The organism is Bacillus sanguinis, from assembly GCF_018332475.1.
Lineage (GTDB): Bacteria > Bacillota > Bacilli > Bacillales > Bacillaceae_G > Bacillus_A > Bacillus_A sanguinis.
This window is the reverse complement of record NZ_BOQB01000124.1, coordinates 1-13,459: the sequence shown is the minus strand read 5'-3', so window position 1 is coordinate 13,459 and position 13,459 is coordinate 1. Positions and strand designations below refer to the sequence as shown.

Sequence of the window (13,459 nt, the reverse complement as noted above, 5' to 3'; positions counted from 1 at the left end):
ATGTAATGGAAAATGTATTATTTAAAGTTTCATATCCAGCAGAATTCCATGCACAAACAGCTGCAGAATGTGCTGTGAAATTACATCCAGAAATTAAAGAAAGATTAGATGAAATTGACCGTATCACAATTACAACTCATGAATCAGCAATCCGTATTATTGATAAAGAAGGTCCATTAAATAACCCAGCTGATCGTGATCATTGCTTACAATACATTACGGCAATTGGTTTATTAAAAGGAGATATCGTTGCGGACGATTACGAGGATGCAGTAGCAAATGATCCACGTGTAGATGAATTACGTAATAAGATGGTTGTTGTTGAAAACAAACAGTACAGTTTAGATTACCTTGACCCGAACAAGCGCTCAATCGCCAACGCTGTACAAGTTCATTTCAAAGATGGCACTGTAACAGAAAGCGTGGAATGTGAATATCCACTTGGACACCGTTTCCGTAGAGACGAAGCGATTCCAAAAGTTGTTCAAAAATTCACTGCGAATATGGCAGGTCATTATTCTAATAAGCAACAAGAACAAATTCATGAAGTTTGTTTAAATGAAGAAAAATTAGAAAATATGAATGTAAACGAATTTGTAGATCTATTCTTAATTTAATAATAGGGGGAATCTAGAATGGCTTGGGTTGTGGATAAACAGTCAACACAAGAAGAGCTTGCGAATCGCTTCCGAGCTTTAGTAGAAGCAAATGAAATTTTACAAATTCCAGGTGCTCATGATGCAATGGCAGCTCTTGTTGCGAAAAATACAGGTTTTTCAGCTCTTTATTTATCGGGAGCTGCTTATACTGCAAGCAAAGGGCTACCAGATTTAGGAATCGTGACGTCTACTGAAGTAGCAGAGAGAGCAAGAGATTTAGTAAGAGCTACAGATTTACCTGTTCTTGTTGACATTGATACAGGGTTTGGTGGTGTATTAAATGTAGCGAGAACCGCTGTAGAAATGGTGGAAGCGAAAGTAGCAGCTGTTCAAATTGAAGATCAACAATTACCGAAAAAATGTGGACATTTAAATGGTAAGAAACTCGTTAAGACAGAAGAATTAGTTCAAAAGATTAAAGCAATTAAAGAAGTTGCACCAAGTTTATATATTGTAGCGCGCACAGATGCTCGCGGTGTAGAAGGCTTAGACGAAGCGATTGAAAGAGCGAACGCTTATATAAAAGCAGGTGCAGATGCGATATTCCCTGAAGCGCTTCAATCCGAAGAGGAGTTCCGTCTATTTAATAGTAAAGTCAATGCACCTTTACTTGCGAATATGACTGAATTCGGAAAAACTCCTTATTATAGTGCAGAGGAATTTGCGAATATGGGCTTCCAAATGGTTATTTATCCTGTAACTTCACTACGTGTTGCAGCGAAAGCGTATGAGAATGTGTTTACTTTAATTAAGGAAACAGGTTCTCAAAAAGATGCACTTTCAAATATGCAAACGAGAAGTGAGTTATATGAAACAATTTCATATCATGACTTTGAAGAACTAGATACTGGAATTGCAAAAACAGTATTATCAGAGGATCAATAGATAAAGCAACTAAGGCGATGAGAATACATCTTTGGCAAAACGAACTGCTTGATGTGAAAATTCATCGCCTTCTGTTTTCAAAAATAAGATATTCCACTCATCGTAGACGTGCATAAGTAGTAGCAAGTAAGGCCGAAATGATAGGGGGATTCAGATGGAGAAAACGAAGTTACCGTGGGATGAATTTTTTTCACTTAATAAAGATGTGAATCATACTTTCTTTACGCCAGAAGATTTTTCAGGAGATGAAGATTTAATCGCAAAAACGACAGAACAATTCGTTAAACAAGAAATTGTTCCACAAATGGAGAATATTGAACAACATAACTATAAAGTTTCTCGTCAATTATTTGAGAAAGCTGGAGAACTTGGATTATTAAGTATCGAGGTTCCAGAAGAGTATGGCGGATTTGAGTTAGGAAAGGCAGTTTCAGGGCTTGTAGCAGAAAAAATGGGATATGCTGGTGCATTTAGCGTTTCCTTTAATATACACGCTGGTGTAGGTACATTGCCTTACATATATTATGGGAAGAAAGAACAAAAAGAAAAATATTTGCCGAAAATTGCGTCTGGAGAATGGATTGGGGCTTATGCTTTAACTGAGCCAAATGCAGGTTCTGATGCTTTAAGTGCAAAAACGAGTGCAGTATTAAATGAAGATGGTACGGCTTGGAAGTTAAATGGTGAAAAACAGTGGATTACAAATGCTCATATGGCAGATGTATACGTTGTTTTTGCGAAAACAAATAAAGGAATGACAGCATTTATTGTCGAAAGAACATGTGAAGGTGTATCTATTGGGCTAGAAGAAAAGAAAATGGGGATTAAAGGTTCTTCAACGGCTACCCTTATTTTAGAAGATGTTGTCATCCCTGCTGAAAATGTTTTAGGGGAAGTTGGGAAGGGGCATCACGTAGCTCTTAATATTCTAAACTTTGCTAGACTAAAGCTTGCTTTTGGAAATATTGGGACAGCAAAACAAGCAATTGGTTTGTCGGTTCAATATGGAAAAGAGCGAAAGCAGTTCCAAACGGAATTAGTAGATTTTACGATGATTCAAGAGAAAATTGCAAATATGATTATTGCTACTTATGGAGCAGAAAGTGCAGCCTACCGTACAGCAGGTGTAATTGATGAAGCGATTCACGAGAGTGATGAAGATCTGATGAAGAAAATGTCTCAATTTGCAATTGAATGTGCACTTAATAAAGTAAATGCTTCTGAAACACTTGGTCATATCGTAGATGAAGCTGTACAAATTCATGGTGGATACGGTTATATGCAAGAGTACGAGGTAGAACGATTGTATCGTGATGCTAGAATTAGTCGTATTTTTGAAGGAACGAACGAAATTAATAGATTAACAGTTGCTAAAATGTTAATGAAGCAAATGGAACAAATTGAAGATACTGAAGTAGAAGTGGATGTAGCAAATGTTGAAAGAAACCATCGTTACATTTTATTAGCAAAAAAATTGTTGAAACAATCTTTGAAAACGCTCTCTAAAACTCCAAGTATAAAAATTGATCAAGAGCAAGAATATTCACGTGTATTATCAAATATGTTAACGGACGTGTACGTCATGGAATCAGCATTTTTACGTACGAGTAAAGCCATTAGTAAAAATGGTGAAGAGAAAGAGCGTACGAAACAAATGATAACTGACGTTATTTGTGAAGAAGGTTATCGCAAAGTAGAAGAAGCGGCGATTTCTATACTTTCAGCGGCTGTTACAGAAGAACAAGATCGACATGTGATTTTAGCTGAAATTCGTCAATTATTAGTGCCTTTATACACGAACGTATTTACAAAAAAGAGAGAAATTGCGAAAGCTATAATAAATCGCGGAAAGTATATTGTGTAAATAGGAGGAAAGCGATATGAAAAAGATTGGTTTTATCGGTTTAGGTAACATGGGTCTTCCAATGTCTAAAAATTTAGTTAAATCAAGTTACACAGTATACGGTGTGGATTTAAATAAAGAGGCTGAAGCTTCCTTTGAAAGTGAAGGAGGAATCATTGGCTTATCAATCTCAAGGCTAGCAGAAACATGCGATGTGATTTTTACAAGTTTACCTTCACCTCGAGCTGTTGAAGCGGTATATTTTGGAGAAGAAGGATTATTTGAAAATAGTCACTCGAATGTAGTTTTAATTGATACAAGTACTGTATCTCCACAATTAAACAAACAGTTAGAGGAAGCTGCAAAGGAAAAGAAAGTAGACTTTTTAGCAGCACCTGTTAGTGGTGGGGTAATTGGAGCCGAAAATCGTACATTAACGTTTATGGTTGGTGGATCAAAAGAGGTATATGAGAAAACGAAATCTATCATGGGCGTACTAGGCGCGAATATTTTCCATGTTAGTGAGCAGATTGATAGTGGTACAACTGTTAAATTAATTAATAACCTATTAATTGGTTTTTATACAGCTGGCGTAAGTGAAGCTTTAACATTAGCGAAAAAGAATAATATGGATTTAGATAAAATGTTTGATATTTTAAATGTAAGTTACGGTCAAAGTAGAATTTATGAGCGCAATTATAAAAGTTTCATTTCATCAGAAAACTACGAGCCAGGCTTTACTGTGAATTTATTAAAGAAAGATTTAGGATTTGCAGTAGATTTAGCGAAAGAAAGCGAACTTCACTTACCAGTAAGCGAAATGCTACTAAATGTATATGAAGAAGCAAGTGAAGCTGGGTATGGTGAAAACGATATGGCTGCTTTATATAAGAAAGTTAGTGAACAATTAATTTCTAATCAAAAATAATAGACTTATAAACATCATAAAAAAGGAGAGAATATAATGATTACAACTGAAATTAAACGAGTAAAAAATCATATTAATGGTGAGTGGGTAGAATCTACTGGTACAGAAGTAGAAGCAGTTCCAAATCCGGCGACTGGAAAAATTATCGCTTACGTTCCGCTATCTCCGAAAGAAGATGTTGAAAAAGCTGTTGAAGCGGCAAAAGCAGCATACGAAACATGGTCTAAAGTACCTGTTCCGAATCGTTCAAGACAATTGTATAAATATTTACAGCTTTTACAAGAAAACAAAGAAGAGCTTGCTAAAATCATTACGCTTGAAAATGGTAAAACATTAACGGATGCAACTGGTGAAGTACAGCGAGGTATTGAAGCAGTAGAACTTGCAACATCAGCACCAAATTTAATGATGGGACAAGCTCTACCGAATATTGCTAGCGGCATTGATGGATCGATTTGGCGCTATCCAATTGGAGTTGTTGCTGGTATTACGCCATTTAACTTCCCAATGATGATTCCATTATGGATGTTCCCACTTGCAATTGCTTGCGGTAATACATTCGTATTAAAAACATCTGAAAGAACGCCACTTTTAGCAGAGCGACTTGTAGAGTTATTCTATGAAGCTGGTTTTCCAAAAGGAGTATTAAATTTAGTACAAGGCGGAAAAGATGTTGTAAATAGTATTTTAGAAAATAAAGATATTCAAGCTGTTTCGTTCGTTGGCTCTGAGCCGGTAGCTCGTTACGTATATGAAACAGGTACGAAACATGGAAAACGTGTACAAGCGTTAGCTGGTGCGAAAAACCATGCGATTGTAATGCCAGATTGCAATCTTGAGAAAACAGTGCAAGGTGTAATTGGGTCTGCATTTGCAAGTAGTGGAGAACGTTGCATGGCATGTTCAGTAGTAGCGGTAGTAGATGAAATTGCTGATGAATTCATTGACGTACTAGTAGCTGAGACGAAGAAGTTAAAAGTAGGTGACGGTTTCCACGAAGATAATTATGTTGGACCATTAATTCGTGAATCTCATAAAGAGCGTGTATTAGGCTATATTAATAGCGGTGTAGCAGATGGAGCTACTTTATTAGTAGATGGCCGCAAAATTAAGGAAGAAGTTGGAGAAGGTTACTTTGTAGGTGCGACAATCTTTGATGGTGTAAATCAAGAAATGAAAATTTGGCAAGATGAGATTTTTGCTCCAGTATTAAGCATTGTACGTGTTAAAGATTTAGAAGAAGGTATTAAAATAACAAATCAATCTAAATTTGCAAATGGCGCGGTTATTTATACGTCAAATGGTAAGCATGCACAAACGTTCCGTGATAACATCGATGCTGGTATGATCGGTGTAAACGTAAACGTTCCAGCACCAATGGCATTCTTTGCATTTGCAGGAAATAAAGCTTCATTCTTTGGTGATTTAGGTACAAATGGTACAGATGGCGTTCAATTCTATACACGTAAAAAAGTTGTAACTGAGCGCTGGTTTTAATATAAAGTAAGCAGCCAAATCATTTATTAAATGAAAACCACCACTATTCCTAGTGGTGGTTTTCATCGTGTTAATTACTTTTTTCAAAAGCTAGTTTAATACCAAAACCAATTAAGATGATTCCCGTTAACCCTTGAATATAACGTTGTGTCTTTGGTTTTTTCATAAAAGCGCTAATTTTATCAATTAAAAATATATAAAAAGCGAACCAAATAACTGTTAAAACGAGATAAGTAAGGCCCATTACGAGAAGTTGGATAAACGTATTATGATTTGGATTTAAAAATTGCGGTAAAAAAGTTAAAAAGAAGACTGCGACTTTAGGGTTTAATAAATTCGTAAGAAACCCTTGACGAAAACAAGAAGTGTGTTCGTCTTCATTATTTAAAGATATATCGGTTGTATCAACGCCTTCTTTATTTCTTACTGCTAAAAGGGCTTTAATACCAATATAAATTAAATATAGAGCTCCAACGTACTTGAAAATAGAAAATAAAAGAGCTGACTTTACAATAAGTGCGGAAAGTCCGATAACTGCTGCTAACGTATGAATCAAAAGTGCAATACATGTGCCGAACACTGTTTTCACTCCACCCGCCTTACCAGCAACTAATGTGTTTTTCGTGGCCATTGCAGTATCAGGGCCGGGTAAAATAATAAGACAAATAGACATAATGATGAAAAGAAAAAAATTTTCAATCACAGTCGCTCCTCCTTTTTTTATTTTTAGAATATTTGATTAAAAATAGTGTAGCACATATTTTGATTTAATAAAATTAAATTTTATTAAAAATTATTAAACAAAAAAGAGGCGGTACATTCGCGTAATTACACGAATATATCGCCTCAGGTTTATCCCGAATGAACGGACTATTGGTGAGGGGTAACCCACCACTTATGCGTTCAGTAAGTTAAAGAATCGATTTACATCCTCTTCTGAAACATCACTTAACTGCTTATATTTATAATTCGGATTTTGATCTTTATCAACGACAACAGAGCGTACTCCTTCGAAGAAATCTGCATGCCTCATGAAATTTTTAGCAAGTACAAGGTCGGTAGCGAAACATTCTTCAACGGACTTCTCTTGTCCATCAATAAACTGCTTTAATGTTACTTTTAATGAAACAGGCGATTTTGATAATAACGTTTCTTTCGTTTTTAAAGCAAAGGAACTTTGGTCTTTCTCCAATGAATGGATGATTTCTTCAATTGTATCGAAAGCAAAATGAGAATTCATTTCTTCTAATGAAGGAGCAAGCTCGCTTTCTAAGTTTGGAGCAGTTGCAAATGTACGAATAATTTCTTTTAAATTAGTATGTACATCATCTTTTTTATGCCAATTTACACTTTCAAGTTCAGTAAGGAAATTTGGTAATGAATCAGATGTCATAAAGTAATCAGCAGCGTTTATAAATAATACGTCAGCAGCTTTTAAAATAGATGCTGTTAAAGCAACATATCGGCCAGCAAAACCTGGAGCTTTATTTAAGAAATAAGCAGCACCGACATCTGGGAAGAAGCCGATATTCATCTCTGGCATTGCCCATTTCGTACGCTCAGTTACAATTCGATATTTCGCACCATTCGTAATACCGACACCACCGCCCATTACAATTCCATCTAAACAAGCGATAATCGGTTTTTTATATTGATAAATATATGTATCAATTTCATACTCTTCTTCAAAGAAACGTTCCGCATGCTGTAGTGCAGCTTCATTTGAACGTGCTTCATAAAGAGTTTTAATGTCGCCGCCTGCACAAAAACCTTTTGTGCCAGCTCCTTTTAATATAATAAGCGCAATTCGCTCATCTTGTTCCCACTCTTTCAGTTTTTGCCCAATTGGTTGTAACATGTCATAAGATAAAGAATTAAGTGCTTTTGGGCGGTTTAAAGTAATTGATGCAACGCCGTTTTCACTCACAGAAAATAAAACGTGTTCAGTCATAATTCATCCTCCCTTACATATCTTCTTATTCTTAATTCTTGATACGTATTGAAATGTCCTTTATAAATTTTGTCTAAAGTTGGCGGTACATGTTAATTTGATCACTGCATATTTTGACGAGTTATATTTGCAGGATTTTGGCGGTTGAAAATGAATATTACAACATTACTGTAATTGTAATTATTTGAAGTTATCATAATAAACACGCTATTATATATGTGTAAACTGTGCGTAATCACTTCAAAAAGAGTATTATGATGAAAGAAAAATTGCTTTTCATTAGAAATAGAGAAAGGAGAAATCGGAATGCCAGGACCTTTACTATTGTCGGTGATTATTTTGTCTTCTTTAATGATAGGGATAACTCAGTATTTTCATCATACAGATACGACAGAGGAAGTGAAGGATAAAGTACGACTTGTATTTCCGATTTTTATCATATCTATTTCTTTTTGCATTCTATTAAATAAAGATGGGTACATTGTCGCAGTATTTTCATTTTTTGTAGCGATCGTTTTCATTACAGTTTTATATTATGTAATGAAAGACTTTATACAAAAATAAAGATGTCGCAAGAGGCATTTTTATTTTTGAATCTAATAAAATTTCACATACCGTATTATTTGTAAAAATAGAAAACATATAACAATAGAAAAGTAAGCACTTCACCGTGTATTTACTTGTCAATCTTGCATAGCCAATATACTATTAATAATGTAGAGATTAGAAAAAGGGGTTGTATCTATCATGAAATTTGAGATGCACACAAAAATTATTTCAAATGAAAAAGAAGTAAGGTTACATATAGAAGAAAACATATTTCAATTAAAATTGGATGGTTATCACTTATTTACAGTTCAAGAAATATTACCTTTATATAAATCAAATGAAGAAAGAATTGGTAGTGCAATGATACAAAAGTTAGAGTGGGAGAACGGAAAAACTACATTAAACTATCAACTTGTATCACTAAATTCAGTAAATTAAAAGGAGCAGGAAAATATGAAGTTATTTCATACAGCGGATTGGCATTTAGGAAAACTCGTTCATGGCGTGTATATGACTGAAGATCAAAAGATTGTATTAGATCAGTTTGTACAAGCTGTTGAGGAAGAAAAACCAGATGCCGTAATTATTGCAGGGGATTTATACGACCGAGCAATTCCACCTACAGAAGCAGTAGACTTATTAAATGATGTGCTGCAAAAAATAGTGATTGATTTACAAACGCCAGTTATTGCAGTTGCAGGAAACCATGATAGTCCAGATCGTATTCATTTTGGTAGTAGTTTAATGAAGAAACAAGGATTATTTATTGTGGGACAATTTCAATTTCCATATGATCCAATTATATTGAACGATGAATATGGTGAGGTTCACTTCCATCTCGTTCCATATGCGGATCCAAGCATAGTGAGACATGTATTGAAAAATGAAGATGTACGTTCTCATGATGATGCAATGCGTATTTTTATGAATGAGCTTTCTGAAACGATGGATAAAGAAGCAAGACACGTATTTGTTGGTCATGCATTTGTAACTTCTGCTGGAGAAGCGGAAGAGAATACAAGTGATGCTGAACGCCCGCTTTCAATTGGTGGTGCTGAATACGTAAATAGTCATTATTTTGATAAGTTTCATTACACAGCGCTTGGACATTTACATCAAGCGCATTTCGTACGTAATGAGACAATTCGATATTCAGGTTCTCCACTTGCATATTCTATTTCTGAAGAAAAACATAAAAAAGGATATTATATTGTGGAACTGGACGAGCAAGGTGAAGCAACAATTGAAAAAAGGTTACTTGCACCACGCCGTAAAATGCGAACAGTAGAAGCGAAAATAGATGAATTGTTACAACATCCAATAAGTGAAGATTACGTGTTTGTAAAATTATTAGATGAAAATCCTGTCTTGCAGCCAATGGAAAAAATACGCTCTGTTTATCCAAATGCAATGCATGTAGAAAGATCGATTCAAAGACGAGAGCTTACAGAGTCAAATGAAGTAACTGTTTCAAGACATAAAACGGATGATTTATCGCTATTAAAGGCTTTTTATAAAGAAATGAAAGGCTTAGATTTATCAGAAGAGAAAGAACGTCTATTTGTAGAAGTATTACAAACAGTGCAAGAACGGGAAGGTGAACGAGGATGAGACCGATTCAGTTAATTATGACAGCATTTGGACCATATAAACAGAAAGAAGTAATCGATTTTAACGATCTTGGAGATCATCGTATTTTCGCCATTTCTGGGAATACAGGAGCTGGAAAGACAACGATTTTTGATGCGATTTGTTATGTGTTATACGGTGAGGCAAGCGGAGAAGAACGTAGTGATACGAGCATGCTTCGCAGTCAATTTGCTGATGACAATATGTATACAAGTGTAGAACTAACCTTTCAGCTAAAAGGAAAGCGTTATGAAATAAAACGCCAACTTGGGCATAAAAAACAAGGGAACAAGACGATTACGGGACATGCTGTAGAATTATATGAAGTGATTGATGAAGAGAAGGTTCCAGCTGTTGATCGTTTTCATGTAACGGATGTAAATAAAAAAGTAGAAGATTTAATTGGTTTAAGTAAACATCAATTTAGTCAAATTGTTATGTTACCGCAAGGGGAATTCCGTAAACTATTAACATCTGAGACAGAAAACAAAGAAGAAATTTTGCGTCGTATTTTCAAAACAGATCGTTATAAGTTAATGCGTGAGTTACTTGATCAAAAACGAAAACAATGGAAAGACGTCTTACAAGAAAAACAGAAAGAGCGAGAGTTATACTTCCGTAATGTTTTTAAATTACCAATCCGCGATGGAGCATTATTAGAGACATTAGTGGAACAAGAGCATGTAAATACGCATCAAGTAGTAGAGGCGTTAGAACAAGAAACAGCTGTGTACAAGGCAGAGGTTGAGCAATTACAGGTAGAACAAGATGTTCAAACGAAGCAATTAAAGAATGCTGAAACACGTTTTCATGCAGCGAAGTCTGTAAATGAGAAATTTATAGATTTACAACAAAAGAATGAGAAATATAATACTTTAGAAGAAAACCGTACAGTGATTGAAGTGAAAGAAACATCTTTTAAACGTGCGGAACAAGCAAAGCGCTTATTACCATTTGAACAATGGCATGAAGAAGCAATGCAAAATGAGCAGAAGGTTGAAAATTTGTTGAAACAAATAATCGCCAAAAAAGAAAATATAACGAATAGCTTTGAATTTGCTCAGGAGAAATATGAAGCAGTAAAGAATAAAGAACCTGAGAGAGAAGATGCAAAAAAACTTGTTCAAAGATTAGAAGAGTTAAAACCGATTATTGCATCATTAGCTGAGAAACAGTTGAATTTACAAAATGCAGAACTTCAAGTAGGGAAACTAAAAGAAAGTATGCAAAACTTAGATCAACAATTAGAAGAGCATACAAATCAAAAACAGCTAATGTCTGGTGAATTACAGAAATTAGAACGAGCACTTGAACAATATGTAGCTAAAGTCGAAGAACTAACGAATATGCGAGAAGATGCAAAAGTATTAAAGCAAGCATATGATGTTTGGCAAGAAAAACAAAAATTTGAGCAAGAAAAAGAAGCGGCATATAATAAGATGCAATTGGCAGTTAATGCATATGAAAAGATGGAACGTCGCTGGTTAAGTGAACAAGCTGGTATATTAGCTCTTCATCTTCATGATGGCGAATCTTGTCCAGTATGCGGTAGTACGAACCATCCGAAAAAAGCTACAGAGCAAAGTGATGCGATCGATGAACAAGAGTTAAATGATTTAAGAGATAAGAAGAATAGTGCTGAAAAATTACATGTTCAATTAGAGGAGAAATGGAATTTCTATCATCTGCAATATGAACAGGTAATAGAAGAGGTTAAGAAGCGAGGTTATCGCTCTGAAGAATTAGTTGAAACATATAGTGCGCTTGTTCAAAAGGGAAAACAATTAGCAACTGAAGTGAATACGTTAAAAGCAAGTGAAGAAACGCGTAAGCAAACTGCAGTGAATATAAAAAGCGTAGAAGAAAAAGTAGATGTACTTCAGAAACAAAAGCGTGAGGTGGAAACAGAGCAGCACCGTATAGAAATGGATTGTATGCAGCTTCGTACGTCATATGAACTTGATAAGAAAAACATTCCTGAAAACTTACAAACAGTCCAAGCTTGGAAAGTTCAATTTGACCAAGCTATGCAAGAACTCAGATTAATGGAGGACGAATGGAAGAAGGTGCAGGAAGCGTATCAACATTGGCAAAACGAAAATATACGTATTCAAGCAGAACTAGAAGGTGCTTCTAATCAATTCGAAAGCGCAAAATTAAAAAAAGAAGAGACTTTCACACGCTTTATGAAAGAGCTTGAGCAGAGTGGATTTACAGATCAATCTACATATAAAGAAGCTAAATTAAGTGATGCTGAGATGGAAATGATACAAAAAGAAATTCAAAGTTATTATTCATCTCTTGAAGTACTTGCAAAACAAATTGAAGAGTTACATGCTGAATTAAAAGATAAAGAGTATATGGACATTACAGCGTTAGGTGAACATATAAAAGATTTAGAAATAAATCTTGATATCATTAAAGAAAAACGTCAACGTGCGCAAAATGCGGTAACATATATTTCTGATTTACATGAAAATATTAGACGTATCGATGAGCAAATTCATGAGGAGGAAAAAGAGTTCCAAGAACTTGTTGATTTATATGAAGTAATGAAAGGTGATAACGAAAGCCGTATATCATTTGAACGTTACATCTTAATTGAGTATTTAGAACAAATTGTTCAAATTGCGAACGAACGATTACGTAAATTATCAAATGGACAATTTTATTTAAAACGAAGTGAACGAGTTGAAAAGAGAAATCGTCAAAGTGGATTAGGCTTAGATGTATACGACGCATACACTGGCCAAACACGCGATGTAAAAACATTATCTGGCGGTGAGAAATTTAACGCATCGCTTTGCTTAGCGCTTGGAATGGCAGATGTCATTCAAGCGTATGAAGGCGGTATTTCCATCGAAACGATGTTTATCGACGAAGGTTTTGGTTCATTAGATGAGGAATCATTAACAAAAGCAGTTGATGCCTTAATTGACTTACAAAAATCAGGCCGATTTATCGGTGTCATTTCACACGTTCAAGAGCTGAAAAACGCAATGCCAGCTGTATTAGAAGTAACGAAGCAGAAGGATGGGTATAGTCAGACGAGGTTTGTGGTGAAGTAAGTTCAATTGTAATTTATAATTAAAGTATTGTTTACAATCTTCTAGTATAGAACTAATGATAAAACACATGCTATCTCTTTATAGAGGTGGCATGTGTTTGTTACTCAATATTAAACAATTCACATAGTAGTTATCTGTAGAAGGCGGTTTATTTTCCAAGCGATATATAAACATCACCTACTAAGAAAGCCAATCCATTGACTAATATGATACGACTGACATACGTTTCACGAGCTACTTCCACCTCTTCTTGTAACATTGTTGGTATTTGTTTTCCCAAAAAAATAACATTTATTTTATACATAGTATATACAAACGCCTAAAATATGTTAAAATCATTGGATGGTGTTAGGAGGAAGTATGTAGTTAGATGTGAATTGTTTGAAAAATCTTCATTACAAATTTATGCTAACTTCACATAGAGCACATATTAACATTGTATTATGTATA

The 13,459-nt window shown here is 34.9% G+C and carries 11 protein-coding genes and 1 pseudogene; 9 read left to right on the top strand and 3 right to left on the bottom strand.

Annotation, left to right across the window (positions count from 1 at the left end; genetic code table 11):
• From KI369_RS14945 to KI369_RS14925, 5 genes are all read left to right on the top strand, one after another.
• On the top strand, window positions 1-617 hold a 617-nt coding region (locus KI369_RS14945), incomplete at its 5' end, for an MmgE/PrpD family protein (RefSeq protein WP_212956494.1).
• An 18-nt stretch (window positions 618-635) separates the two neighbouring features.
• On the top strand, window positions 636-1,544 hold the full coding sequence (gene prpB, locus KI369_RS14940; protein ID WP_212956493.1) for a methylisocitrate lyase: 909 nt from the start codon (window positions 636-638) through the stop codon (window positions 1,542-1,544).
• Between the two features lie 154 nt (window positions 1,545-1,698).
• Complete coding sequence (locus tag KI369_RS14935; protein ID WP_212956492.1) at window positions 1,699-3,408, top strand: acyl-CoA dehydrogenase FadE; 1,710 nt, start codon at window positions 1,699-1,701, stop codon at window positions 3,406-3,408.
• 16 nt (window positions 3,409-3,424) lie between these two features.
• Entirely contained in the window at window positions 3,425-4,315 is an 891-nt protein-coding gene (locus tag KI369_RS14930) for an NAD(P)-dependent oxidoreductase (protein ID WP_212956491.1), read from the top strand.
• Between the two features lie 36 nt (window positions 4,316-4,351).
• Entirely contained in the window at window positions 4,352-5,812 is a 1,461-nt protein-coding gene (locus KI369_RS14925) for a CoA-acylating methylmalonate-semialdehyde dehydrogenase (RefSeq protein ID WP_144611297.1), read from the top strand.
• 70 nt (window positions 5,813-5,882) lie between these two features.
• Here KI369_RS14925 and KI369_RS14920 read toward each other — a convergent pair whose 3' ends face one another.
• Entirely contained in the window at window positions 5,883-6,515 is a 633-nt protein-coding gene (locus KI369_RS14920) for a LysE family translocator (RefSeq protein ID WP_212956490.1), read from the bottom strand.
• A gap of 192 nt (window positions 6,516-6,707) precedes the next feature.
• A complete protein-coding gene (locus KI369_RS14915; RefSeq protein WP_212956489.1) occupies window positions 6,708-7,763 on the bottom strand; it encodes an enoyl-CoA hydratase/isomerase family protein in 1,056 nt (351 codons plus the stop codon).
• Window positions 7,764-8,069: 306 nt separating this feature from the next.
• Here KI369_RS14915 and KI369_RS14910 point away from each other — a divergent pair, with 306 nt between their 5' ends.
• The 4 genes from KI369_RS14910 to KI369_RS14895 all read left to right on the top strand — a co-directional run bounded on the left by KI369_RS14910 (window position 8,070) and on the right by KI369_RS14895 (window position 13,009).
• Window positions 8,070-8,327 (top strand): hypothetical protein, encoded by a 258-nt coding sequence (locus KI369_RS14910; protein ID WP_001119407.1) that lies wholly within the window; start codon window positions 8,070-8,072, stop codon window positions 8,325-8,327.
• Between the two features lie 183 nt (window positions 8,328-8,510).
• Window positions 8,511-8,750: a DUF2584 domain-containing protein gene (locus KI369_RS14905; protein ID WP_212956488.1), complete on the top strand. Its 240-nt coding sequence runs from the start codon at window positions 8,511-8,513 to the stop codon at window positions 8,748-8,750.
• Window positions 8,751-8,765: 15 nt separating this feature from the next.
• Window positions 8,766-9,923, top strand: a complete 1,158-nt coding sequence (locus KI369_RS14900) for an exonuclease SbcCD subunit D (protein WP_212956487.1) — start codon at window positions 8,766-8,768, stop codon at window positions 9,921-9,923.
• Entirely contained in the window at window positions 9,920-13,009 is a 3,090-nt protein-coding gene (locus tag KI369_RS14895) for an SbcC/MukB-like Walker B domain-containing protein (RefSeq protein WP_212956486.1), read from the top strand. The genes KI369_RS14900 and KI369_RS14895 overlap by 4 nt, the downstream gene beginning before the upstream one ends.
• Window positions 13,010-13,087: 78 nt before the next feature.
• On the opposite strand, the pseudogene KI369_RS29895 reads toward KI369_RS14895, so the two are convergent.
• Window positions 13,088-13,277: pseudogene (locus KI369_RS29895) on the bottom strand (hypothetical protein).
• Between the last annotated feature and the right edge of the window lie 182 nt (window positions 13,278-13,459).